21 protein-coding genes are annotated in these 25547 nt (G+C 28.2%); 2 read left to right on the forward strand and 19 right to left on the reverse strand.

What is annotated here, in order from left to right:
- The first annotated feature begins 201 nt into the window (after nucleotides 1-201).
- The gene (locus HF850_RS00720) at nucleotides 202-498 is read left to right on the forward strand and encodes a DUF1292 domain-containing protein (protein ID WP_169103556.1); all 297 of its coding nucleotides are present in this window, start codon (nucleotides 202-204) and stop codon (nucleotides 496-498) included.
- 135 nt (nucleotides 499-633) lie between these two features.
- On the opposite strand, the gene HF850_RS00725 is transcribed toward HF850_RS00720, so the two are convergent.
- The 10 genes from HF850_RS00725 to HF850_RS00770 all read right to left on the reverse strand — a co-directional run bounded on the left by HF850_RS00725 (nucleotide 634) and on the right by HF850_RS00770 (nucleotide 15168).
- Complete coding sequence (locus tag HF850_RS00725) at nucleotides 634-1959, reverse strand: NCS2 family permease (RefSeq protein ID WP_169103557.1); 1326 nt, start codon at nucleotides 1957-1959, stop codon at nucleotides 634-636.
- 230 nt (nucleotides 1960-2189) lie between these two features.
- Nucleotides 2190-2417, reverse strand: coding sequence for a YgjV family protein (locus HF850_RS00730; protein WP_169103558.1), 228 nt, complete (start codon nucleotides 2415-2417; stop codon nucleotides 2190-2192).
- 64 nt (nucleotides 2418-2481) lie between these two features.
- On the reverse strand, nucleotides 2482-4449 hold the full coding sequence (gene pulA / locus HF850_RS00735; RefSeq protein ID WP_169103559.1) for a type I pullulanase: 1968 nt from the start codon (nucleotides 4447-4449) through the stop codon (nucleotides 2482-2484).
- Entirely contained in the window at nucleotides 4443-6401 is a 1959-nt protein-coding gene (locus tag HF850_RS00740) for an amylo-alpha-1,6-glucosidase (protein ID WP_169103560.1), read from the reverse strand. Before HF850_RS00740 ends, pulA begins: the two co-directional genes overlap by 7 nt.
- Nucleotides 6402-6404: 3 nt before the next feature.
- Complete coding sequence (locus HF850_RS00745) at nucleotides 6405-8096, reverse strand: extracellular solute-binding protein (protein WP_169103561.1); 1692 nt, start codon at nucleotides 8094-8096, stop codon at nucleotides 6405-6407.
- A gap of 75 nt (nucleotides 8097-8171) precedes the next feature.
- A complete protein-coding gene (locus HF850_RS00750) occupies nucleotides 8172-9020 on the reverse strand; it encodes a sugar ABC transporter permease (protein WP_169103562.1) in 849 nt (282 codons plus the stop codon).
- A complete protein-coding gene (locus HF850_RS00755) occupies nucleotides 9020-10435 on the reverse strand; it encodes a sugar ABC transporter permease (protein WP_347564360.1) in 1416 nt (471 codons plus the stop codon). Before HF850_RS00755 ends, HF850_RS00750 begins: the two co-directional genes overlap by 1 nt.
- Before the next feature lie 72 nt (nucleotides 10436-10507).
- On the reverse strand, nucleotides 10508-11791 hold the full coding sequence (locus tag HF850_RS00760) for an extracellular solute-binding protein (protein WP_169103563.1): 1284 nt from the start codon (nucleotides 11789-11791) through the stop codon (nucleotides 10508-10510).
- A gap of 151 nt (nucleotides 11792-11942) precedes the next feature.
- Nucleotides 11943-13646: a histidine kinase gene (locus tag HF850_RS00765; RefSeq protein ID WP_169103564.1), complete on the reverse strand. Its 1704-nt coding sequence runs from the start codon at nucleotides 13644-13646 to the stop codon at nucleotides 11943-11945.
- Nucleotides 13636-15168 (reverse strand): response regulator, encoded by a 1533-nt coding sequence (locus HF850_RS00770; RefSeq protein ID WP_169103565.1) that lies wholly within the window; start codon nucleotides 15166-15168, stop codon nucleotides 13636-13638. Before HF850_RS00770 ends, HF850_RS00765 begins: the two co-directional genes overlap by 11 nt.
- A 283-nt stretch (nucleotides 15169-15451) precedes the next feature.
- Here HF850_RS00770 and HF850_RS15525 point away from each other — a divergent pair, with 283 nt between their 5' ends.
- On the forward strand, nucleotides 15452-15862 hold the full coding sequence (locus tag HF850_RS15525; protein ID WP_347564366.1) for a GH3 auxin-responsive promoter family protein: 411 nt from the start codon (nucleotides 15452-15454) through the stop codon (nucleotides 15860-15862).
- Here HF850_RS15525 and HF850_RS00780 read toward each other — a convergent pair.
- From HF850_RS00780 to HF850_RS00820, 9 genes are all read right to left on the reverse strand, one after another.
- Entirely contained in the window at nucleotides 15748-16203 is a 456-nt protein-coding gene (locus HF850_RS00780; protein WP_169103567.1) for a GNAT family protein, read from the reverse strand. The genes HF850_RS15525 and HF850_RS00780 overlap by 115 nt on opposite strands.
- A gap of 293 nt (nucleotides 16204-16496) precedes the next feature.
- The gene (locus HF850_RS00785; RefSeq protein WP_347564361.1) at nucleotides 16497-16880 is read right to left on the reverse strand and encodes an NUDIX domain-containing protein; all 384 of its coding nucleotides are present in this window, start codon (nucleotides 16878-16880) and stop codon (nucleotides 16497-16499) included.
- A gap of 561 nt (nucleotides 16881-17441) precedes the next feature.
- Nucleotides 17442-20300, reverse strand: a complete 2859-nt coding sequence (gene mutS, locus HF850_RS00790) for a DNA mismatch repair protein MutS (protein ID WP_169103568.1) — start codon at nucleotides 20298-20300, stop codon at nucleotides 17442-17444.
- Between the two features lie 279 nt (nucleotides 20301-20579).
- Nucleotides 20580-20861, reverse strand: a complete 282-nt coding sequence (locus HF850_RS00795; RefSeq protein ID WP_206151544.1) for a hypothetical protein — start codon at nucleotides 20859-20861, stop codon at nucleotides 20580-20582.
- Between the two features lie 214 nt (nucleotides 20862-21075).
- Nucleotides 21076-21450, reverse strand: coding sequence for an aspartate 1-decarboxylase (gene panD / locus HF850_RS00800; RefSeq protein ID WP_169103570.1), 375 nt, complete (start codon nucleotides 21448-21450; stop codon nucleotides 21076-21078).
- A gap of 52 nt (nucleotides 21451-21502) precedes the next feature.
- A complete protein-coding gene (gene panC, locus HF850_RS00805) occupies nucleotides 21503-22351 on the reverse strand; it encodes a pantoate--beta-alanine ligase (RefSeq protein ID WP_169103571.1) in 849 nt (282 codons plus the stop codon).
- A gap of 116 nt (nucleotides 22352-22467) precedes the next feature.
- Nucleotides 22468-23295, reverse strand: a complete 828-nt coding sequence (gene panB, locus HF850_RS00810; RefSeq protein WP_169103572.1) for a 3-methyl-2-oxobutanoate hydroxymethyltransferase — start codon at nucleotides 23293-23295, stop codon at nucleotides 22468-22470.
- Nucleotides 23295-24203 (reverse strand): DUF2520 domain-containing protein, encoded by a 909-nt coding sequence (locus HF850_RS16070; RefSeq protein WP_347564362.1) that lies wholly within the window; start codon nucleotides 24201-24203, stop codon nucleotides 23295-23297. The genes panB and HF850_RS16070 overlap by 1 nt, the downstream gene beginning before the upstream one ends.
- 313 nt (nucleotides 24204-24516) lie before the next feature.
- Nucleotides 24517-25410, reverse strand: coding sequence for a tyrosine-type recombinase/integrase (locus HF850_RS00820; protein ID WP_169103573.1), 894 nt, complete (start codon nucleotides 25408-25410; stop codon nucleotides 24517-24519).
- Between the last annotated feature and the right edge of the window lie 137 nt (nucleotides 25411-25547).

A 25547-nucleotide genomic window follows, 5' to 3' on the forward strand; every position in this document is an offset into this window, starting at 1 on the left:
TATCAGCCCCTATTTGCTTATTGTTATAATTAATTATACACTATATTCAAAATATGTGGATATTTATTCAAATATTAATATTTTTATATACTAAAGTAAATAATAACATAATGCATTATCAACACTAAAAAATAAATATTTAATGTATAATTTCTTTGTTTTAATGTATAATTAAAATAAAAAAACAGAAAGGTGATAACAATGATAAATTTAAAAGAAAACTCATATAAAGGTAGAACAATGAATTTAAGTTTAGATGATGGCACTGAATTACAATGCAAAGTTATAGATATCATTGAATTTAACTCTAAATATTACATAGCTCTTGTAAATGAAGATGGACATAGAGCTTTCATGTATGAATATCATGAAGAAAAAGATTCTGATGATTTTGAACTTCTTAACATAGATAATGAAGAAACATTTAATAAAGTAAAAGAAATATTCAATAAAATTATAGATGAAGATGAAGCAAATGAATCTGCTGATGTAGAATAATAAAATAGTCTTTATTTAAAAAGCTACACACCACTTTTTATGAAATAAGCGGTGTGTAGCTTTTGCATTGTAGACAAATAAAAAGAAATCTGAAGATTATAACTCTAACCTTCAGATTTCTAAAATAATCACCGCCTATTTAATTATAAATTTTAATATAAATATTATACCTATTACTACTGTAGTAATACTAATATCTTTTGCTTTTCCACCAAAAATCTTAAGTACTATGTAAGATACAACTCCAAATACTATACCATCTGATATGCTGTAAGATAATGGCATCATGATTATTGTTAAGAAAGCAGGTATTGCTTCTGTAAAATCACTTAATTCTATTTCTTTAATAGGTTCGATCATAAATAATCCTACTAATACTAATGCTGAACATGTAACTGCTGAAGTTATAGCACCAAATAGTGGAGCAAAGAATAATGATAATATAAACATTATTGCAGTTGATACTGCTGTTAATCCTGTTCTACCACCTTCAGCAACTCCTGAAGCACTTTCAACAAAAGTACTTACTGTACTTGTTCCTACGCAGGCACCAAATGTAGTTCCAATAGCATCTGCAAATAAAGCTTTCTTTATGTTAGGTACTTTTCCGTTTTCATCTAACATCTTAGCTTTTGTAGCTACACCAACTAAAGTTCCTATAGTATCAAACATATCCATGAATAATAATGTGAATAAAACTATCACCATGTCTAATGAAAAGATATTATGCCATTCAAATTTGAATAATAATGAATCAATTGATGGAGGCATACTTAAAATACTTGTTGGTACTGTTGTAACTCCTAATGGAATACCTATTATAGCTGTTATTAACATTCCTATAAATAATGCACCTTTTATATTTTTAATATAAAGAATACCAGTTATTAAAATACCAATTATAGCTAAAAGTCCCGATCCGCTTGTTATATTTCCTAATTCTAATATTGTTCCACCATCTTCAGGATGAACTATTACTCCTGCACCTTGAAGTCCTACTAATGCAATAAATAATCCAATACCTACAGAAATAGCTTTTTTAATATTTGTTGGAATAGAATCTACTATTGCTTCACGTACATTAAATAATGTTAAAAATATAAAAATAAGACCTTCTAAAAGCACTGCTGTTAATGCAAATTGGTACGAATATCCCATACCTAGAACTACTGTATAAGCAAAGAATGCATTAAGACCCATACCTGGAGCTTGAGCAAATGGAAGCTTTGCGTAAATACCCATGATTAAAGTAGCTACTACTGCTGACAATGCTGTTGCAGTAAATACTGCACCACTATCCATTCCTGCTGCTGATAAAATCGATGGATTTACGATTAAGATATATGCCATAGTCATAAAAGTCGTAAGTCCAGCAATAAATTCTGTCTTAACATTCGTATTATTTTTACTAAGACCGAAATAATTGTCTAGTTTACCATTTGTTTTAAATAAGTTTTTCATTGTCTCACTCTTTCGTATATGTAATTGTCACTTAATTATAGTAAATTATATTTTAGATTTTTTCAATACTTTTTTCGAATGTTTTTTATTATTTTTTTATTTTTTTTCGTATTTTAACTCTTAAAACACTAATTATACCCTTTATTTTTGAATTATTAACAAATAATATTATAAATTGAAAAGAAAAAGAAGAACATAACCCTTATGTTCTTCTTTAAATATATTTTATGTTATTTTTCTTGCATTAACTTATAAATATAATAAATATTTACAAATACTATAATTAAGTTAACTATTGCAACAGGATAAGCTTTTATTGTAAAACCATAAAACACGAACAATATACTTCCTATAAGATTAATAAATCTAAGTTTGATAATATTTTTCATAAACATTGATAATCCTATAAGAATTGAAGCCGCATATCCTACATATTCTATCCATGGAACATTAAACATAGTTTCACGCCTTTCAATAATAATATCTTTATTTAGTATGCGTAAATTATGTTATTATATTAATTTATTTTTGCCCTAAAATTATTCCACTTTGCTTTGGAATGATTATTTCATCACATACATTAATATCAGAATAATACAACTCTGAAGATTCTTCATTTAGTAGAAGCTGCCACTTACCCTCTGGAAGTTTTATATGGATATTATCTAAACTACTGTTGTAAGCTATATAAAGTTTGTTATACAAATCAAGAGAATCATCATAATTTCTAAGTGTATATGAAACTAGTCCTTCATGAATTGTGTCATCAAAATCATATAGCTCTAAATTATCATTATTAAAACTATTAAGTGGTTTAAATAGTTTTCTTAATACTATAAGCCCTCTGTAATATTCAACTAAATCCTTGAATTCATAAGCTCTATTCCAATCTATCATGTTAAGCTCTGGTGATAAGTTATAGCTGTTATCTTCTCCATGCTTTGTTCTTGCAAATTCCTCTCCAGCTTGAATGAAATTCATTCCTTGACATGTAAAAGTTATGACTGCAGCGAGTTTATTTAATCTTATTATTTCTTCATCATATGATTCATAGTCTTTATCTTTTCGTAATGTTTCAATTAACTTATCATATAACGTAAAGTTATCATGGGCAGATACGTATGATATAATCTGTTTTGGTGATTTTGGCGAATATTCCTTGTTATTTTTACACCACCCTAATACACATGATTTTATCTTATCTTCAAATCCTTTACCGCCATTAATAAATCCAGGTACTTCACCATAAAATACATGTCCCTTTATAGAATCTCTAGTATCATCACAGAAAATACTTATATTTTCATCTAATAAAGCTATATTTTTCTTTAATGCAGGTATGGCGTTGTTTTCCATTGATGTATCATCTGCAGCCCATGGCTCACCATACATTAATATTTTTTCTCCATTTGGAAGCTCATTTAAAGATTTTCTTATTTCATTCATGGTTTCAACATCATGAAGTCCCATTAAATCAAATCTAAAACCATCAATATGATATTCTTTTGCCCAGTATACAATAGAATCAACCATATATTTTCTAAACATTACTCTATCACTTGCAGTATCATTTCCACATGCAGATCCATTAGACAACGTTCCATCTTCATTTACTCTGTAATAATAATATGGAACTGTCTTCTGCAATGAAGTATCTAAATTATAAGTATGATTATATACTACATCCATAATCACATTTATTCCTGCTTTATGAAGAGCTTGTACCATTTGCTTAAATTCTTTTATTCTAACGCTACCATCGAAAGGATTTGTAGAATAAGAACCTTCTGGTACATTATAGTTTACAGGGTCGTATCCCCAATTAAATTGAGTGTCATCCTTTAAGCTTTCATCTACTGAACCAAAATCAAAACAAGGTAATAAATGAACATGAGTTATTCCTAGGGATTCTAAATAATCTATACCTGTTTTATGAATTTTATCATTGTTTAGGGTAGTTCCAGTTTGAGTAAAAGCAAGATATTTACCTCTATATTCATCTTTTATTCCACTTGCTTTATCATAAGAAAAATCCTTAATATGAAGTTCATATATTACTGGATATCTATCATCTCTGTCTCTTATATAATCTTCCTCCCAACCTTCAGGATTTGTATCCTTTAAATCAAGTATCATACTTCTTTTACCATTTACTCCACAAGCTATACTATATGGGTCACATGTATAATTAACCGAATCATTAACATAAATCTTGTAATCATAGTATAAGTTGTTAAGATCATCATAAACTATGCATTCCCATATTCCTTTTTCCTTAGGCTCCAGTTCACGACAAAGGATTCTATCCTCTTCATTATAATTTCCGCTCTTATAAATATTTAATATTATCTTTTCAGCAGTTGGTGCCCATATTTTAAAAATAGTTTTTTCTTTAGTATAAGTTATTCCTAAATCATTATTTGAATATGTGTATTTTTCAATAAATTCATCTGAAGAATAAAGTTTTTTTAATTCAATAGGTGTTAGCATGTTTCTTCTCCTTTTACTTCTAATATTTTATATACTCTTAATATTTCGCCTACGCTCCAAGCTTGAGCAAAGCACCCCTTTGATATTGAAGGATTCATACCATCATAAATTTCTGGAAGCTGGCCTATACATCCTTCTCTTAAGGCTGCTTCCATTATACTTAACTGATTTTTGACTATTTCTATGGATTTTTTTGAATAGCCATTAACTTTTAAATATGCCATATAATATGCACCAAGAGGATATACCCATGTTGTTCCTTGATGATATGCTAAATCCCTATTGTATTGGCTTCCTCCATAAAAACCTTTGAATTCAGGATCATCACAAGATAATGTTCTTAGTCCATAAGGTGTATATAATTTTTCAAATACAGTATCAACTACTTTTCTTTCTTTTTCTGGAGATAATATTGAAAAATGTCCAGATACAGCCCATATCTGATTACACCTTATTTGATTATCATAATCATGATCTGAAACCACATCCTTAAGACATGATTTTTCTTCATTCCAGAACTTTTCATTAAAGCTCTTTTTTACTTTTAAAGCTAGCAATTCATAATCATCTACATTTCTGCCTAAAATCTTTCCTAAATCAGCCATTATATTTAAAGAATTATACCAGTAAGCATTAATTTCAACAGGTTTTCCATGTCTAGGTGTAGGAAGAATATCATTAATTCTTACATCCATCCATGTAACTTGATCTAAGTTGCTTCCAGCTTCAATTAGTCCATCAGAATCCATCTTTATATTAAAATCTGTACCATTCTTATACCAGTAAATAATATCTTCCATTATTACATAAGCTTCTTTTATAAAATCTAAATCTTTTGTCAACATATAATACTCATAAACTGTATTTATAAACAACAGCGAAGCATCTACTGTATTATACATGGCATTATTTTCACCTTCAGGGAAGAGGTTCGGCATAATTCCTTTCTTACAATACTGCATAAAGGTTCTTAGTATACTTTTTGCACATTCATAATTATTTACTGCAAGAGTCAATCCGGGCAGTGCTATCATAGTATCCCTTCCCCAGTCACTAAAAAACGGATATCCAGCTATTATAGTTTTACCATTTGTAGATTCTCTATTAACTATAAAATCATCTGCAGCCATAGCTAACATCTTACCAACTTCACTTTTTATTTTACTTTGAGATTGTAATTTCTTTCTATAGTTAATTTCATTAAGTATCATTTCATCAATAGTTTCACATATTTCATCTGTACTATAAATAACATAGAATTCTTTATTGGATTTTGGTTCAATAGTAAATTCTATTGTGTGGTTATAAGCATTACGTCCAATTTTATCCCTTCCATCTCTTTCATCATGAGAATAAAGAATATTATCAATATATTCGGTTTCAAATACGCTTACTTTTCCATTAGTTTTATAGTTTAAACTTATATTATTACTTTGAATTTTATTATCATCAGTAATAAAATTTTGAGTTTTTTCTAATAGATATCCTTTAGGAACAAATTCTAAGTATGGAGTCAATAGTAATGTTCCTTTTTCGTCTGAAAAATTGTTTACTTCATATTTTATACCTACAGCATTTTGTCCATACTTCATAACTATTATTTTATTTATTTCAAATCCATTTATATGATATGTCCACTTTGGAACATACTCAAACTCAAACTTACTTTCATAAAAAAAGCCATTCCTATTTAATTTTGAATTTAAATATTCCTGGCTTGATAGATCATATGAGTTATTTTTAACCTTTAAAGTTTCTCCTATATTAGAAACTAAATTATATCTATTATTGGGTGCTTTTAGACATGCCATTAAAATAGCATGATCATTTCTAGCATTTGAACCAATTATGGTTAGAGAAGAGAAACCGCCTAATCCATTTGTTAGGATAAAGCAGTTTTCTTGTCCTCTTTCCATTGAACTCCAATCATTTTTTCCATATATAAATTTCATATTTTAATCCTTTCCACTACTATATTTTACCTCTTCTCTTACTTCATTAGTAATTGTACCGCCACCTTGTCTGTACCACTCTTCAACAAACTTATCAAAGTAATCAATAGATTCTTCACCTGTAATTATCTTCAAATATGTCTGTTTTTCTAATTCCTTCAGCTTCCACCAAACTTTTGACATAGTATCAGTATTTTTATTATAAAAGTATGTTTGAACCTTATTCAGCTTTGAATTAAATAAAAGAGATGTAGCACTAATTCTAGATTTATATGCAGCCCAGTCTTCCATAGACGCATCTTTTGGATTTTCTAAATATCTTGCACATTGCTCATAATACGAATATTCAATAAGCTGCAGTTCATCAACATCCTTTTTACCTTCTAAAACTGCTGTTATATTCTTATATCCATTTACTAAAGCCTCTTTGTAATCTACATTTATTGAAAATGGTCTTGCAGTAGGATCTACATTATCAACATAGTATTGTTTTATTTCATATGCTTCTTTATTGCTATTGTTAAAATAATCAAAAAGAGCACTACATTCCTTCATAACAATTTCAGGATGCTCGAATCCTTTTCTTACAACAATAAACTTATTGCTTGGATTTTGAGAGCAAAAGCTTGTACTTCCATCATTATTTGTAGGTATCATATAAGGCTCCCAGTCAGCATTAGGATCATGCTTTAAAGAACCTATTAATGGATTATTAGGTGACCACCATAGTCCAAAAAATGCACCACATTCTCCATTTATAATAATATCCTCAATATTATTCTGATTACGCAACAAAAATTGTTTATCTAAAATTCCACTTTTATATAATTCATTTAAATAGGCTAAAGCATTTTTAGATTCCTTTTGTACTGATCCATAAACTATATCTCCATTTGAATTCTTTATCCATTTCTTTGGATATGAATTAAAAGAGGCAAAAATCACATCAGCTTGTCCAGTATAACTATATCCACGCTCATTAGTTAATTCTGGAGAACAAACAAGTCCTATTGTTTTTCCATCTCCATTATTGCCAGGATCCTTATCAATAAATTCATGTATTATATTAACAGCATCATTTAATGTTTTTGGTGGCTCTAATCCTAACTTATCCATCCAATCTTTCCTAAGCCACAGCATATTAGGACCATTATCAATATTTGTTTCAGGTAGTGCCATAAGCTTTCCATCAAAAGTCACATTGTCTAAAATATCTTTACCATAACTTTTATAAATATCTTTAATTCTTGGACTAGCACATTTCTCATAAACGTCGCTTAAATCCTCAATCATATCATTTTCTATAAGAAGTTTTAAATAAGAATAATCATTAACAACCATTATATCTGGGATGTTATTTTCTGAAATAGCCATATTAAGCATATTATTATAATTATTTTCGATATCTTCAAATACATCTACATTTTGTATGTTAATTTTATTTTTCAGATATCTAGTATAAGCATTATTTTCATAAGTATCACCATCTGGCATATTAGAATTATTCTCTCCTGTCATTTTACCTAATGTATAAGTTATTGTTTCAGGATATCTGCCAAAGGGAGTATTACACGCTTCTTCATACTCTTTATCAAATTGCTCTTTATTATGAAATGATTGGGTGTTATTATAACACCCAATCATGTTTTGTAATATATATATTAATGCAAATATAAAAATTAAAGGCTTTTTCATATTTCTTCCTCCCAGAATACATAATTTGTCATATTTTATATAATACATCAAATTATATTCTGTAACAATATTTTTCTAACCTTTTACAGCACCTGCACTACCTTGTGTATAATATTTCTGTATTGAACAGAATAAAATTGCTATTGGAATAGAAACTAATACTGCACCAGCTGCAAATCTTGTATAGAAGTTTGTTATATTTTCTTTAGTAAGCATATTCCATAAACCAATTGCTACTGTGTAATATTGAGTATCTGTACCACAAATAACTTTTGCAAATATAAAGTCTATCCAAGGAGCAATGAATGCTGTAACTATAGTTTGTACTATAATTGGTTTAGATAATGGTATAGTTATTCTTGTAAAGATTTGCCATCTTGTACATCCATCAATAATTGCTGCTTCATCAATTGCTTTTGGAATTGTATCAAAGTATCCTTTAGCTACGAAGAATCCAATACCTGCTCCTCCTGAGTATACAAGCACTAAAGATACAAGTTTTAAAGCTCCTTCAGTTAATCCCATAGCTTTTAAGATGTAGTAAACTGCAATCATTGTTAAGAAACCAGGAAACATACCAAGAATTAATGATATATCCATTAGTTTTCTTCTGCTTTTAAATCTCATTCTTGACATTACATAAGCCACTGATAATACGAAGAATGTAGATAATAAACAGCTGAATATTGCAACAACAAATGTATTACCAAACCATCTAGGGAAATTAAATAAATCAGTTTCAGTAAATAATCTTACATAGTTATTTATTGTATATGATTTAGGTAAGAAAGTTGATGTATATGCACCACTTTCACCTCTAAATGATATTAAAATTACCCAAGCTATAGGAAGTACCCATATGAAAACTAAAACTGCAAGAAATAAGTGTACAAGTGTGTTGGTTATTGCTTTTTTGCTCTTCATTATTGGAATCCCTCCTCATTTTTATATGATCCAGTTCTCTTAAATACAACAAGTGCAGAAACGGCTGATAGTATAAATATAAATATTGCTATAACAGCACCTAAGTTGTAGTCTTTTTGATCTATAGTTAATTTATATAACCATGTAACAAGTAAGTCTGTTTTACCAGCTGACATCTTGTAATATTCCATTGTTGCTGGTGCACCACCAGTTAATAAGAATATTACATTAAAGTTATTTATGTTTCCAACAAAATCAGTAATTAATTTTGGTGCAGTTACAAATAACATATATGGTAATGTAATTTTGAAGAATATTGTTACAGGGTTTGCTCCATCTACTCTAGCAGCTTCATATAAATCTTCTGGAATATTTTGAAGAATACCAGTCATAGTTAAAATACCATATGGAATACCAACCCATAAGTTAACAATTATAAGAGTTACACGTGCCCAAGTTACATCAGTCCAGAAAGGAAGTGACTGACCTTGTGCTAAGAAGCCTAAATTTCTAAGTAGAATATTAACAGCACCTTCTGGTTGAAGCATTGTATTCATAATTAGTAATGATACGAATTGTGGAACGGCTATTGATAATACAAAACCAAATCTCCAGAATGATTTAAATTTAGTTCCTTTACGATTGATTATTAATGCAATTACCATAGAAAAGAAATAATTCAAGAATGTAGCAAATACTGCCCATACTACTGTCCATCCTAATACATGCCAGAATGTACGTCCAAGTTCACCTGAAAAATCTAATAATTGACGGAAATTTGTCAATCCAACCCAGTGGAATAAGTTTCCTGGCGGTTGATGGTCTCTATCATAATTTGTAAAGGCCATAGTCATCATAAATATTACTGGTATAATAGTAAATAATATAATACCCATTGATGGTAAGAATAATAAAGTTTTATGAAGGTTACCATCTAAATATGTTAACATTTCCTCTTTGAATGTAGGAATATGTTGATTTCTCATACTCTTAACTTGTACTTTATATGCAGACTTTACAGCTGCTCTCCATATTACTACGAAACCTGCTATCATAAAAAATGTGGCAACACCATATAGCAGAATAAGCATTGAGTTATCGCCTATAATATACTCATACACTTGTTTAGATTCATTAAATATTTCACCTGTTTCTTTTTCACCAAGTGATCCTAACATATATATTGAATTAAATCCTTTTGTGATTAATTGAACTATGAATAAAATTTCTGTTAATAAAAATAAGATACCTTTTGTATACTCTTTATGAGCAAGGTTTCCAGCACCTAATATAAACATTGATAGCTTAGTAAATTTATCACCATATTTAAATGCATTTGAAACCGTATATTCTGCATTCATTTTATCAATTGCAGAAGTATTCTTTGAAGGTTCTTTTGGTTCGAATTTTAGCACCTTACATTCCTCCTTTTTATATAAGGGGCCTTTATATAAGGCTCCTTATAAGTTTAATAAATATTACTAATACTATTTGTTCATGCTTTCGCCCATATCTTTAGTCCTTTGCTCAGCGTTTTCTAAAGTTATATCCCCTTGGATAATAGATTTACCCATTGCTTCTGCTGGACTCCAGTAGTTGTCCATTTTCTTAACCATTGGTTGAGTTTTAGAAGCATTGTTTATTTCTGCAATTACAGCTGAAGCAACTGCATCATTTTTAATTTCATCAGATTCTGTAACTGATTTCCAAGTTGGAACATATCCTCTAACTTCATAGTGTAATTTTTGTGATTCTTCTCCACCTAAGTATGCTGCAAGTGCTACTGCAACTTCCATGTTCTTGCACTTAGGATTTACACCAACTGCTTTTGATCCTGCAAAAGATCTTAATTGTTTTTCTTGTCCATCTAATGTTATTGTTGGAAGTTGAGTTACTCCCATGTTATCACCTAAAGCTTTTTTAATTGCTGCTGCATCCCAAGAACCAGTAGTAAATGCTCCTAATTTACCATCTGTAAATTTAGTTAATGAAGCACCTGTTGAATCAGCTGGTTCACAGAAATACTTAGGATTATTCTTTAAGTTTACAAGATATTTAGTAACTTCAGGGTGATCCCCAAATGTCATTCCAGCATTTTCGTCTGTACCATTTGGTCCGAATAATTCTCCACCACCTGCATAGTAGAATGAAGAAATATACCAGCTATTATTAATTGGACATGAGAAGTTAGATACTCCATCTCCTAAATCTTTACTCATCATCTTATCAAGATTCTTTACATCATCAGCACTATATTTGCTCTTATCGTAGAATAACATAAATGTATTTGGTGTAAATGGGAATCCATAAACTCCATCTTTATATGTTACTGAATTAACCATTGCTTCACTGTTATTTGCTTTCATCTCATCAACATATTTACCACCAAGTTTAGAAATAGCTCCCGCTTCAACCATACTTGGAATTTGGTCATTTGCATATAAGAATACGTCTGCTGTAGCATCTAAGTCCTTTAAAGCTTCTTTATTAGCATCACCTTCAGATACTGCTGCATATTCAAACTTTATGTCCCATTCTGAATGCTCTTCATTAAACTTATCACAAAGATAAGGAATAATACCGTTTGGATATTTATCACTTGGAGTTTGATCTTCTTGTGGAGCCCAAACTTTTAATTTAATAGTTGTATCTGAAGAACCAGCTGAACCTGATTCACTCTTGTTAGCTGTGCTTGAAGATCCACATCCTAACATACAAGTTGCTGCAATTGATGCAGTTAATAAAATTGACAATACCTTTTTAACTTTCATATTTACGCCCTCTTTTCTTTTTTTGATTTCGTTTTCTGAAATCGTATTCTTGTTTACAATATAATTTTACTTTTTGTGGGACAAACGGTAAATATAAAAAAATTTAGAAACATATCAATATTTTACTTTTTTTAAAAAACTTATCATTTTTTTATAATTCAGCTGGTATTTTCACTATTATCTTTGTTCCTATTTCCAGTTCACTTTCAACCTGCATACTATAATAATCACCATAATATAGTTTTATTCTTTCATTAACATTACGTACACCATATCCTTTAGACTTATTAGTAAGTATAGTGTTTATCTTATTCTGTTCCATTCCTACTCCATTATCTTCTACAATCAAATATATATTACTATCTTCTTTTATTCCTGTTATTTTTATTTTTCCTCTTCCATCTGTTTTCAAATCTATTCCATGATCTATAGCATTTTCAACTAATGGCTGCAATATAAGATTTAAAACCTTATATTCTAATATTTCTTCATCTATATCCATAATCACGTCAAATTCATAATCATGCATCATAAGCTGGATATCTAAATATGATTTTGTATTTTTTAATTCATCTCGTATTGTAAGTATATTTTTCCCCTTATTAAGAGCAGTTCTATAAAAAGTAGATAAAGTCAAAGTAATTTTACTTATTTCTTTTTGGTCAGCTTCAATAGCCATCCAATTTATTAATGATAGTGTATTGTAAAGAAAATGAGGATTAATCTGAGCCTGAAGCGCTTTCATCTCATAATCTTTTTGTATTATTTTGCTTTCATAAACATCTTCTATTAAAGATTTAATTTGAAATATCATATTTCTAAATCCTCTTATTAAAGATCCGATTTCATCTCTTCTAGTGCTGTTTATAGTGACATTCATATCTCCCTTTTCTACTTTTTCCATATCAGCTCGTAATTTCTCTATGTCTAAAACCATAAATTTAGATAAAAAAGTGGATGTAGTAATGGATAATATAATCAAAAATATAATAACTCCTGCTGTTTTTGTAAATAAACTATTAATAGAATTATATATAAGACTTTCTGGTTTATATAAGATAATTGACCAATTTTCACAATTTGAACTACATTCAACAATTGCATAATTGCCAAGTTTATTATTTTTCTTATTATCTTTATATTCTTCATAGGTCATCTGCATATTTTGATTTATATCTTCAAAGCGTGATACTTCTAATATGTTGTTGCCATCTTTATCTATTACAAATATGCCATAATTTGAATCCTTCATGTTGTTAAACGACTCAAATAATTTACTATAATCTACGTCTAAATATAATACTCCAAAGCCAGAATTCAAATGAAGAGTAGGCATGTTTCTAGCAGAAAATGCTTTCTTATTTTCTTTTGATACGTACCAATGAATATTGCTATTATCTTTTAAATCATCAAACCATTCTTTATGTTCGATTTCTGATATTGGAGCAATAGTAGTATCATGTTTTACTATACCTTTTCTAGCATAGATAGTTACTCTATTAATATCACTGTGAAAATATTTCAACGAAGAAAGCATTGGATCCAGAATACTCGAAAACTGATCATACATTTCATAATAACTATTATAATTATGGTTTACCACATTAGAAATGGTCTGATTAAAACCTATATAATCTGATAAATTATTATATATTCTAAGTTGGTTGTCCATATTTGATACTGCTTGAGATAAATAATTCCTTATATTTGCTTTTTCCTGATTTATCACTATTTCTTTTGTCTGGTTATACCATATTACTGCTAGCACAACTATAGGAACAAATCCAAGTATAATATAAGTCAAAAGAAGCTTGTATCTAAATTTCAGATCACTTACAAAACCTTTAATCTTCATCTAAAGATTCACCTTCATTCCTATATTTTTGAGGACTAATTCCAAAATATTCACGAAAACTCTGACAGAAATAAGATACATTCCTATATCCAACTGCATAGCTTATATTAACTATTTTTTCATAACTATTCTCAAGAAGATCCTTGGCTTTATTCATCCTGCATGCCTTAATATATTTGCTTATATTTTGACCTGTTTCCTTTTTAAATACATAACTTAAATAACTTGGAGCAAGACATACATTTGAAGCTAATATATCTACACTGAGATCTTTTTGGTAGTTTTCTAATATAAACTTTTTTACACTTTCAATTTCTTTATGCACTATAGTTGTATCATTAGAATCACTTGTATTTATCATATCAATATATTCATTTATAACGTTAATAACATTAGTAAAGTCTGGCGCCTTGTATAGTCTGGCTAAATCATTTTTGAAATCGCTTTCCTTTACGTCAGTCATGTTTTTATACAATTCTTTTAGTATCTCAGAAAAAGTAAATTTAAGATAAACTTGTGGCATATTATCTTCCTTCTTGAATTTATTACATAACATATTAAGGTCTTTCTTTAATAAATCTATTTCTTTTAATTTTATATCTTTCTTAATTGATTTTAATATACTGTCATTGCTGAGATTAATATCATTTTCAATTTCTTCGCTATCTAAAAATACATAGGTATCAGTATAATAGAACTTTCTTTCCATGGTTAATTCCATCTTACTGAATGATTCAGAAATATTAGCAATATCTTTTAGTTCTTGTCCAACTGTTATATAACAGTTTACTTTATATTCTTTATAAACAATATTATGAATACTATGACCTATTTGTTTCAGAGTTTCATCACTTTCTTTATTATCAATAAATATGAGTAAAGATTGTCGTAAATTTAAATTTAAGTATTGGAATTCATAATTAAGATTCTTATGTATAAAATTTTTAAAATCAATTTTATCATCTCCAAAGAAATCATTATTAAATTCAATTAAAAACAGTCTGTTATACAATTTCAAAAAATCTAAATTAATTATTTCTTTAGTCCTATTTACTACATCAGTATAATTTGCTCCGTTAACTAAAGAATATAATATATGCTCTTTCATAAAGTCTAAATTCATATTTTTAATTTTGTTTTCTTTCTTTTCTTTATCAATATCCTTTATTATTTTATTTATTGTTTCTTTAAATTCACTAGGATTAACAGGTTTTAATATATAATTTAAAACACCCATTTTTGTAGCAAACTTTGCGTATTCGAATTCTTCATAACCACTAAATATCACAATTTTGTTTTCTATATTATTTTTCTTTACCTCATTAATTAATTGAATTCCATCCATAAAAGGCATTTTTATATCTGTAAATAATATATCAACATTGTTTTTTTGAAGAAACTCTAAAGCTTCTTTTCCATTAGATGCTTCATATATTTCTAATTCAATATTAGTTTGTTTTAATAAAAATTTAATACCTCTACGTTCTATTCTTTCATCATCTACAATTAGTATACTGTACATTACCATCACATCCTATTTTTATAAATTAAACAATATAATTTCATCAACTGTTTTACATATAATATTAAATTAAGTATATTGTAACATATAATGTTATTATTTAACAAAATATATTTATATTTACCAATTTTGTGAATTTATATTTATTATTGTTTCTTATAGTAACAAAAGCATATAGAAAATCATAAACCATAGTGTACAATTAATTAGTAAAATGAAGTGAACTAAGATGAGCATTGTAAGTAAATTATTCTATAAAGGATTAATACTTGCAGGTAATGAAATGCAGAAAAGTTTTAATGTATATACACAGCATCCACTTAAAACAAACGAGGATTTACTTTTTAATATAATTTATGAAAATAAGGATACCTTATATTTTTTGTATAGGAAAAATCAGCTTTTAAATATGGTTTCAGAAAAAACAACCGAAAGCCATGTGAAAAATGCATTGCAGAAAGTAGCACACACTCTTAATTTTAATTTGATTGATTATACAACTTATGCAGATAACAGTATTACTCCAGGTCGATATATTTTTTATCTTGAAGTACAGAACTTTAATGCTAAGGATGGGATTTATATGGTTGAATCAAAATTAGATATAAAGTGTGCTTCTTTCTTCATACCTAGCTTCTCCATAGTCTTCCATGAAGCAGTGTTTTGTGGGCAGCATTCTGCAAATATTCTATGAGTGCCATGTTCAAACATATATGCTATAGCAGCATTACTTGCTTCACTCCCATAACCATTTCTCTGATATTTTTCATTTAATACATATCCAAGTTCCCTTGAGTTAAAATCTCTATTTCCTAAGTATACATTACCTATGACCTTATGATTTTCCTTACGCTCTATGGCATAGAATTCATCACTTTTAGACCTAAATTCAATTTCTTTTTTTCCTTTTTCCCTAGTGAAATCTTCATACCCCTCAAATTCAGTATTAACTCTTTGGAGTATGTATTTACATAAATCCTCTTCATCCTTTAATTCAAAATTACGAATAATTAAATTTTCAGTTTCTATTCTCATAAATTCCTCTCCATATATCTATTTATTTTCTTTAAGCTCTGTTTTAAAAAAGTGTTGTTTTTAATTTAGTGAACTTTTTGGTAATATTTTTGGGGGATTGTACTTTTATTATTTAAAGATTTTTATTACTCAAAATTCTTCTGTATAAAAATTATTTATTACTTATGAAGACCTATATTATTGTCTTTCATTTCAAATAAAAGATTTATAAAACTCTTGTAATAAGGTATAAAACATCCATCATTAATCATTGCTATTATTTCATCCTTACCTGCATATTTAACGTTCTGAACTTATTCATATTGAAGCTTCAATGTGCTTAAGTATATATCTGCATGAATAAGATAAAAATCATCAAAACCATTTTTGAAATTAACAGTAAAGTATGGACGTTTATTATGTAAGTCAACCTTATAGCCTATTTCTTCAAATAATTCTCTTTCTGCAGCTTCAGTACTTGATTCGTTTGCTAATGCACTACCTCCAACCGTAAAATCCCACATGTTTGGCCAGCAGTCTTTAAACGGTTGCCTTTGTTGTATAAGCATTTGTCCTTGAGAATTAAATATGCACACATGAATCACCATATGATGTGCACCTTCTTCAAATTCATGACCTCTTATAATTGTTCTGCCTGTCTTAATTCTATTTTTGTCATAAATATCCCAAAGTTCCATTTTAGCACCTTCTTATCTTATTATTTTAAAAATTATTAGAGTATTTTTTATTTATTAATATCTATTTCTTAAATAACAAATGATAATATGTAATTAATATTACATATTATCATATAAAATTATAAGATATTCACACAAAATTGTATATTTGTTACAATTATACCATTAAAGTATTATCTCAAATAGATTATTGTATTAAATTTAATGATAAAATAAGAAAATCTAAATTAATTAAAAAAGATATTAGGAAAATAAAAAAATATATATAGGTGATACGTTTCGGCTTTTCTTTAAAAAACATACGACAATTTACGACATCAAATATAACTTGGGGTGATTAATAATATTTAATGTACAGATATGAATATTTTGAATTGACAATAACATATAAACAACTATGCCCCCAGCATAATTATAGCTTTACATAGAAAAAAGCTAGATAAACATTTGATTTTCTCAAATATTTATCTAGCTACTATGTAACGTTATAACCCTTCGTATGCAAAAATATAATATTATATTTTTATTATACTGTCAATAAAATTTAATAAACAATAAAAATTATTTATTTAGTGCTTTAGATTCTGAAACAATCTTATATAATATATTCATTGCTTCCATAGGATTTAAACTTAATATATCTATAGAACTTACTTCATTTATAAATGAATCCTTTTCTACAGCTTCAAAATTCATCTGCATTGTATCGTTATTATCGTTCTTTTTATGCTTTCTTGAATTTCTTTCATGCTCTAATTCTGCTTTTAATTTATTTAATTCTTCTTCTAATGATACTGCTTTTTCTTTAAGATAATTATTTTCATTAATAGTATCATTAAGTTGTTTTTCCTTATCACTTAATTCATTAATTTTATTTACAAGAGCTATTTCAACCTCTTGTTCTCTCTTTTCATATTCAGCAGAATTTTCAGATGAATTATCTTTTTCATAGCTATTTGAGCTTTCAAAATCAACTGCACTTTCTTTTATAGAATCACTGCTTAGTATATCTGTTTTATTGTTTCCTTCTAGATCACGTAAGATTTCACGAGCTCTTTCAATAACTTTATCTGGAAGTCCAGCAAGTTTAGCTACTTCTATACCATAAGATTCATCTGCTCCACCTTCAATTATCTTTCTAAGGAAAATTACGCTGTCTTCACTCTTTTTAACTGCAACAGAGTAGTTTTTAACGCCTTTTAATACACCTTCAAGTTTTACAAGTTCATGATAATGTGTTGCAAATAAAGTCTTACATCTTAAATTGTCATTTTTAGTTATATATTCAATAACTGACCATGCAATAGAAAGACCATCATAAGTAGATGTACCTCTTCCTACTTCATCTAAAAGAACTAAACTCTTGCTTGTAGCATTTTTAAGTATATTTGAAACTTCCCACATTTCAACCATGAATGTAGATTTACCACCAGCTAAGTCATCAGATGCACCTATTCTAGTAAATATCTTATCGCATATAGATATATTAGCTGAATTTGCAGGAACAAATGAACCTATTTGAGCCATTAATGTTATTAATGCTACCTGTCTCATATATGTAGACTTACCTGCCATGTTTGGACCTGTAATTAAAAGAAGTTCTTTATCGTCTTGATTTAAAGTTGTATTATTAGATACAAATTCTCCTCTTCCAATAACTTTTTCTACTACTGGGTGCCTTCCTTCATTTATTTCTATTATGCCATCTTCATTTATTGTTGGTTTAACATAGTCATTTTCAAGAGCTACTAAAGCTAATGTAGAAATACCATCTAAGTTTGCTATTATTCGTGCACTCTTTTTAAGTCTTCCTATATGTTTTTCTATTTCATCTCTTACTTCCATGAATAATTCGTATTCTAAATTCACAAGTTTTTCTTCTGAACCTAAAATCTTATCTTCCATAGTTTTAAGCTCTTCAGTAATGAATCTTTCTGCGTTTGTAAGAGTTTGCTTTCTTATATATCTACCTTCTGGTATTGAACTAAAGTTAGCTTTGCTTATTTCTATGTAGTATCCAAAAACTTTGTTATATCCTACTTTTAGCGACTTAATACCAGTAAATTCTCTTTCACGGTTTTCAAGAGCTGCAATCCACTCTTTACCGTGAATCTTACTTTGTCTTAATTCATCAACTTCAGCATTATATCCAGTCTTTATTATATTACCTTCTTTAATAGTTAAACTTGGATCTTCTTTTATTGAATTTTCAAGTAATGTTTTTACATCAGTTAACTCATCAATATTATCATAATAATCAGTTAATAATTCAGATTTAGCATCTTTTAAAAGTTCTTTCACCTGTGGTATTCTGCTTAAGGATGCTTTTAGTGAAAGTAAGTCCTTGGCATTTACATTTTTATTAGAAATCTTACCTACTATTCTTTCTATATCATAGATTTCTTTTAGGGCAGTTCTTAAATCTTCATTAAATCCAATAGAACTGAAAAGTTCTTCTACTCCACTTAATCTCTTTTCTATTTCAGACTTTATAATAAGAGGTTCATCTATCCATCTTCTTAAAGTTCTTCCACCCATAGTTGTTGCACTTTTATCAAGAACCCAAAGAAGTGAACCTTTTTTAGTCTTCTCTCTTATGCTTTCAGTAAGTTCAAGATTTCTTCTTGAGTTACTGTCTATTGTCATATAATTGATTATGTCATACTGCTCAAGTAAATTTATATTTGTAAGGCTCATCATTTGAGTTTCATTTATATATTTTAAAAGAACTCTACTTGTAAGCTCTCTTTCCTTATCAAGGCCACTTGCTTCTAAATCACTAAACTGCATTTTAAGCTCATCCATTGATACAAAGAATGTATTAAAATCTTTCTTTGTTATAAGCGCAGGACATATTCCCTTTATATCATTAATAAGCTTTTCATCTGCATTTATATCTACAATTATTTCCTTAGGATTTACTTTAGCAATTTCATCAAGTAAACTCATTCTTATATTTTTGAAAGATGTTGTCTTAAATTCACCTGTGCTGATATCTGATAAAGCTAATCCTATTTTCTCTTCATCTTCATATATAGCCATTAAATATGTATTATCATTTTCTAAATTTGAATTACTATCTACAAAAGTGCCAGGAGTTATTATTTTTACTACTCCTCTTTTTACGATTCCTTTAGTCTTTTTAGGATCTTCAAGCTGTTCACATATAGCAACCTTGTAACCTTTATTAACAAGTCTAGGAATATATGCTGCAGCTGCATGATGTGGGATACCACACATAGGTGCTCTTTCTTCAAGACCACAATTTTTGCCTGTAAGCACTAATTCTAATTCTCTTGATACTGTTACAGCATCATCAAAGAACATTTCATAAAAGTCACCTAATCTATAAAATAGGATACAGTCGCTATACTGCTCCTTAGTTTTCATATATTCAACCATCATTGGCGTTAAAGCCATAATTTCATCCTCCTTTTGAACTCTATAAATTCAAAATCTATAAAAATTCATACAAATATCTATGAATAAAATGTAAATGCTTATTCAAAACAGTATTATTGTATCACAGGGGTATTTACTTATCAAATCAGCATATCCAAATTATCATAACTACATTTTTTATTATTAAATTAATAAAAAGACATATTTTGAAGTTATATTATAAACAATATAGTTTACTTCAAAATATGTCTTTTGCCTTACTATTAATATAATAAATATTTATAGTTAAATACATTATTATACTAATAGATTTAAAAATAATCCACTTAAATACATTTGATTTGCTTGTAACATTGAGCTGTTATTAGGGTTATAGAAATAAGTATTATTAATATAATCATTTTTTAGTTTTGAATCAGGATATAATTCTTTTGATTCTTTGTTGTGCTTTGAGTATTCTTTCATATTGTTTACATAGTCATTTCTTTTTTCATATGCAGTATTATTAAAAGAATTATCAGAAGTATTAATATTTTTTATTCCACTAACAGTTGGTATGTCTTCATTTATTTTATCCATTCGATAAATTACATTATTGTAGCTTCTAATATAATTCAAATATATCATTATAATCACCTCTATCTACACACATAATAATATTTTTATATACTATATTATACATTTTTGTAAATACTATTTAAATATATGATTTTTATTATTTTGTAATTTTAAAATTTTTTTAGCGACTGAAAAAATAAACTGGTCACTAAGAACCAGCTTATTTTCAGCTAAATTATTCATTGTATTCATAATTAGTTATTTCTTTTATTGTGTTATCAGGATTTGCAAATACAACCTTAGGTTTATATGATTTTGCTTCTTCCTCTTCCATCATTGCATAAGCAATTATTATAACTTCATCACCAGGTTGAACTAATCTTGCAGCTGCACCATTTAAACAGATAATACCCGAATCTCTCTTTCCTGGTATAACATATGTTTCAAGTCTTGCACCATTATTATTATCAACAATCTGCACTTTTTCATTTTCAATAATTCCTGCAGCTTCCATTAAAGTTTTATCGATTGTTATACTTCCCATATAATTAAGCTCAGCTTGTGTAACTACTGCTCTGTGTATTTTACCTTTTAACATATTTAACATCATTATTCTTGTCCTCCAAAGTTTATTTGTTTATTATTTCAAAAATGTATATTAACTATTTAATTTCATAAGAAAAATTATCTATAAGTCTTGTTTTACCAATATAAACAGCCATAGGAACAAGAATATCTTTTTCTATAGTTCCACTTAAGCTTCTTAAATCTTCACTATCAACTACTTCTACATAATCAATTTTTGCAAGTGGTTCTTTATTTATCTCAGCTGTCATAATTTCCTTTAATTTATCAGCATTTCTTTCACCATTATCTAATGCTTCTTTCGCAAGTTTTAAACTTCTACTTAATACTAAAGCTGCTTTTCTTTCTTCTGGTGATAAGTAAGTATTTCTTGAACTCTTAGCTAGTCCATCCTCTTCTCTTATTATTGGACATGGTACTATTTCAACATCAATGCTTAAATCTCTTACCATTCTCTTTAATACTGCAACCTGTTGAGCATCTTTTTGTCCAAAGTAAGCTCTATCTGGTTTAACTATATTAAAGAATTTAGTTACAACTAAACATACACCATCAAAATGCCCTGGTCTCTTTGCTCCACACAAAACATCTGTAAGTCCTGAAACACTTACTGTTGTCGACCTATTATCAAAATACATTTCAGAAGGTTCTGGATTGAATACAGCTACAGCACCTGCACCTTCGCAAATTTCAAGATCCTTTTCTATATTTCTTGGATATGAATCATAATCTTCATTTGGTCCAAATTGAGTAGGATTTACAAATACACTTACAATTACTTTGTCATTTTCTTCTACAGCCCTCTTTATTAAGCTCTCATGACCTTCGTGTAAAGCCCCCATTGTTGGTACATATCCTATGCTTAATCCTTGTGATTTCCATTCTTTAACTAGATTTCTTACTTCATTAATTTCTTTAACTAACATTTTCCCCATCCTTTACTTATTAGCTATATATTTAAAACTAAACAAACTATATTTTTATGCGTTGCCACTTTTGCAACAGCTTATATATTGTAGACTTATGAATTATCTAAAAATTATTAATATAATTTATTTAATTCTGTTTCATCAATTTTATAAGTGTGCTTTTCTTCAGGGAAGCTTCCATCTTGAACTTCTTTAATATAGCACCCGATTGCTTCTTTCATAACAGTACCTATATTTGCATATTGCTTGACAAATTTAGGTACGAAATCACTGAACATTCCTAGCATGTCTTGATAAACAAGTATTTGTCCATCACAGCCTTTTCCAGCACCAATTCCTATTGTAGGTACTGAAACAGCATTTGTAATAAGCTCTGCAACTTTAGCTGGAATTCCTTCAAGAGTTATAGAAAACACACCTGCTTCTTCAAGCTTTTTAGCATCTTCTATTAATGTTTTAGCTGCTTCCTCAGTTTTTCCTTGAACTCTGAATCCACCAAATGCATTAATTGATTGAGGAGTTAATCCTAGATGTCCCATAACAGGAATTTGTGCATATACTATAGCTTTTATCTTATCTGCAATATTAGCTCCACCTTCAATTTTAACTGCATTGGCTCCTCCTTCTTTTATAATTCTACCTGCATTTAATACAGCATCTTCAACTGACACATGATATGATAAAAACGGCATATCAGCGACTATAAGAGCGTTTTTAGCTCCTTTTTTTACTGCTCTTGTATGATAAATAATATCATCAACAGTAACACCTAAAGTATCTTCGTCACCTTTAACTACCATTCCTAATGAATCGCCTATTAAAATTCCATTAATACCACTTTCGTCAATTATCTTTGCCATTGAATAATCATAAGCTGTAAGCATAGATAACTTTTCTCCATTTTGTTTTGCCTTTTGAAATGTTAATACTGTATTTTTCACTATTCCAATCCCCCTAATAGCTTATATATTTCTCTGTGTTTTTCTGAATTATTAACTAAATATTTTACTGCATTTTCATAATTTGAATTTGTCTCTTCCTGGGTGATGTTTTCGCTGATATTACTCATATTTAAATTTCGTTTTCCCACAAGCTTTAAAAGATTCATAGATAAGCTTTTATATAATTCTCTATGCTCATCTTTAATTGCTTCTAAATGCTTTTCTACAGTGTTTGCATCACCTCTTAAAACAGGACCAGTTAATGAATTTGTAAATCCATCTCTATGAATGTTATCTATGTTACCTTGAATTAAAGGATATAATGCATTTATAGCATCATGTTCACTTAATCCCATATTACGCAAATAGCTTGTACCTATATTTAAAAGAGAAAGAACCAAATTAGATACCATTACATTGGCAAGGTGATAAGCGGAAGAATCTTCTATATTTCTTATGAAATATTTATTTTCTAATGATTTTATAAGCTTTAATATTTTTAATTCTTCATAGCCTTTAAAATCAAAATCACCTTCTAAAGAAAAGTACATCTTTTCTAGCTTATTTAATTCAATATTTTTATTTGAAAATGCAAGCATGGGATGTATAGAATAGATCAATGCACCAGATAATTTAGTATTAGATAAAATAGTTGATTTTAAAGAGCCACTAGCATGGCATACAGACTTGTTATTTAAATCAAATTTTGAAATTTCTCTATCTATGATTGAAATGACATGGTCAGGTGTTGTAATAAATATTATATCGCTGTCTTTAATAAGTTTTTCTAAAGTATCATAATAATTTGAATTTGTAATTTTTGAAGCTTCTTTGGTACTCTGCACATTTCGTCCATAAAAGCCACTAAGTTTTATTCCTTTTTGAGTAAAGTAGCGCCCTAAATTCACGCCTACCTTCCCAGGACCTATAAATCCAATTTTTATAAGGTATCACCTCCAAATTAGTGACACAACAGCCTAATTTCAATCTCATTCTTATAGATATGAGTTGTTAAAAATAATAATCTAATGAAAAATATCTGGTGTAGCTCTAAAAGATACTACCCAGACATATTTTAACACTATAATATATTTTTTACAATATTTAATTATATCTCAATCAATTTCCTTAATGACGTGATCTTTAGTTTTTTATTATATTATGTTATTTAGCACTTCATAGATTTTATATTTACTTTGATAAATAAAGTCTTATTATTTATTACCAGGAATATGTGAAATCAATAGACGAGCTGACTTTGTTGATTTCCTGTTGAGTTCTTCTTATATATTTTTGAGTTGTAGCTATACTACTGTGATTTAATAATTCTTTTAAAAGCTCAATATCTCCATCAGTTGCATTATATACTGTCATACTGTATAGTTTACGAAAACTATGGCTACTTATATTAGTGAGTTTTAAATAACTGGTGATTATTGATAGCTGTTTATGTACTCCTCTTCTCTTAAGTTTTATAATACATTCATCTGCTTTTATGTTGTGATTTAACGCATATTCATATATAATTCCCTTGAGATTTTTATTAATATCTCTATACTGTAATTTACCTGTTTTCTTTTCTATTATTTCAAGTTTATCATTTTTTAAAGTAGAAGGCGTAAGCTTTAGTACATCGGATATACGAAGTCCTAAGTTGGCTTGAAGCAGAAAAGTCATAGCAAGCTGCTCATTAGGTCTAAAGGTCCTTGTTTTCCCATTATCATCATATTTAAATCCACTTTTACATAAGCTCATTATTTTATCATATTCTTCTTTTTCAAGTGGTCTTGCTGCTTTTTTCTGTCTTGATTTTTCAGGTAATTTGGCTTTTTCACGATTCTTAGTACTATCTTTCTTTTTTGTTCCATATTCATTGTAAAAATAATTGTTGCTTTTTTTATCTTCATTTTCGTGATTTAAATCTTCATTATTTAAACTACTCATTGCATTAAGCATCTTTGAAGCATTTTCTAAAGATAGTGTTCCTATGCAAAGTAATTTTATTATATTCTTTACTTTAGTTATTTTGCTTTTATCTATAAATTCTACTAATATATCTAATGCACTTTCTTCGTCTATGTCTCTATTTTTAACTGCTAATAATATTTCTTCCATGCGTCAACCTCTTAAGTTTTGTCCTATTTATATAATGATATTTTATTATAATTTTTCTGATTCTTCAAATATCTTTATGTATAGACAGTATATAATAATAAATAATATTATTATGTGCATCTATATCAATTAAAAAT

Origin of the sequence: Clostridium sp. SM-530-WT-3G (assembly GCF_012843905.1) — a bacterium.
Lineage (GTDB): Bacteria > Bacillota > Clostridia > Clostridiales > Clostridiaceae > Clostridium.

Bases quoted from the DNA above. Each gene is read 5' to 3' on its own strand.
- HF850_RS00720 (WP_169103556.1), top strand. From the start codon at position 202: ATGATAAATTTAAAAGAAAACTCATATAAAGGTAGAACAATGAATTTA.
- HF850_RS00725 (WP_169103557.1), bottom strand. From the start codon at position 1,959: ATGAAAAACTTATTTAAAACAAATGGTAAACTAGACAATTATTTCGGT.
- HF850_RS00730 (WP_169103558.1), bottom strand. From the start codon at position 2,417: ATGTTTAATGTTCCATGGATAGAATATGTAGGATATGCGGCTTCAATT.
- pulA (WP_169103559.1), bottom strand. From the start codon at position 4,449: ATGCTAACACCTATTGAATTAAAAAAACTTTATTCTTCAGATGAATTT.
- HF850_RS00740 (WP_169103560.1), bottom strand. From the start codon at position 6,401: ATGAAATTTATATATGGAAAAAATGATTGGAGTTCAATGGAAAGAGGA.
- HF850_RS00745 (WP_169103561.1), bottom strand. From the start codon at position 8,096: ATGAAAAAGCCTTTAATTTTTATATTTGCATTAATATATATATTACAA.
- HF850_RS00750 (WP_169103562.1), bottom strand. From the start codon at position 9,020: ATGAAGAGCAAAAAAGCAATAACCAACACACTTGTACACTTATTTCTT.
- HF850_RS00760 (WP_169103563.1), bottom strand. From the start codon at position 11,791: ATGAAAGTTAAAAAGGTATTGTCAATTTTATTAACTGCATCAATTGCA.
- HF850_RS00765 (WP_169103564.1), bottom strand. From the start codon at position 13,646: ATGAAGATTAAAGGTTTTGTAAGTGATCTGAAATTTAGATACAAGCTT.
- HF850_RS00770 (WP_169103565.1), bottom strand. From the start codon at position 15,168: ATGTACAGTATACTAATTGTAGATGATGAAAGAATAGAACGTAGAGGT.
- HF850_RS15525 (WP_347564366.1), top strand. From the start codon at position 15,452: ATGCAGAAAAGTTTTAATGTATATACACAGCATCCACTTAAAACAAAC.
- HF850_RS00780 (WP_169103567.1), bottom strand. From the start codon at position 16,203: ATGAGAATAGAAACTGAAAATTTAATTATTCGTAATTTTGAATTAAAG.
- HF850_RS00785 (WP_347564361.1), bottom strand. From the start codon at position 16,880: ATGGAACTTTGGGATATTTATGACAAAAATAGAATTAAGACAGGCAGA.
- mutS (WP_169103568.1), bottom strand. From the start codon at position 20,300: ATGGCTTTAACGCCAATGATGGTTGAATATATGAAAACTAAGGAGCAG.
- HF850_RS00795 (WP_206151544.1), bottom strand. From the start codon at position 20,861: ATGGATAAAATAAATGAAGACATACCAACTGTTAGTGGAATAAAAAAT.
- panD (WP_169103570.1), bottom strand. From the start codon at position 21,450: ATGATGTTAAATATGTTAAAAGGTAAAATACACAGAGCAGTAGTTACA.
- panC (WP_169103571.1), bottom strand. From the start codon at position 22,351: ATGTTAGTTAAAGAAATTAATGAAGTAAGAAATCTAGTTAAAGAATGG.
- HF850_RS00820 (WP_169103573.1), bottom strand. From the start codon at position 25,410: ATGGAAGAAATATTATTAGCAGTTAAAAATAGAGACATAGACGAAGAA.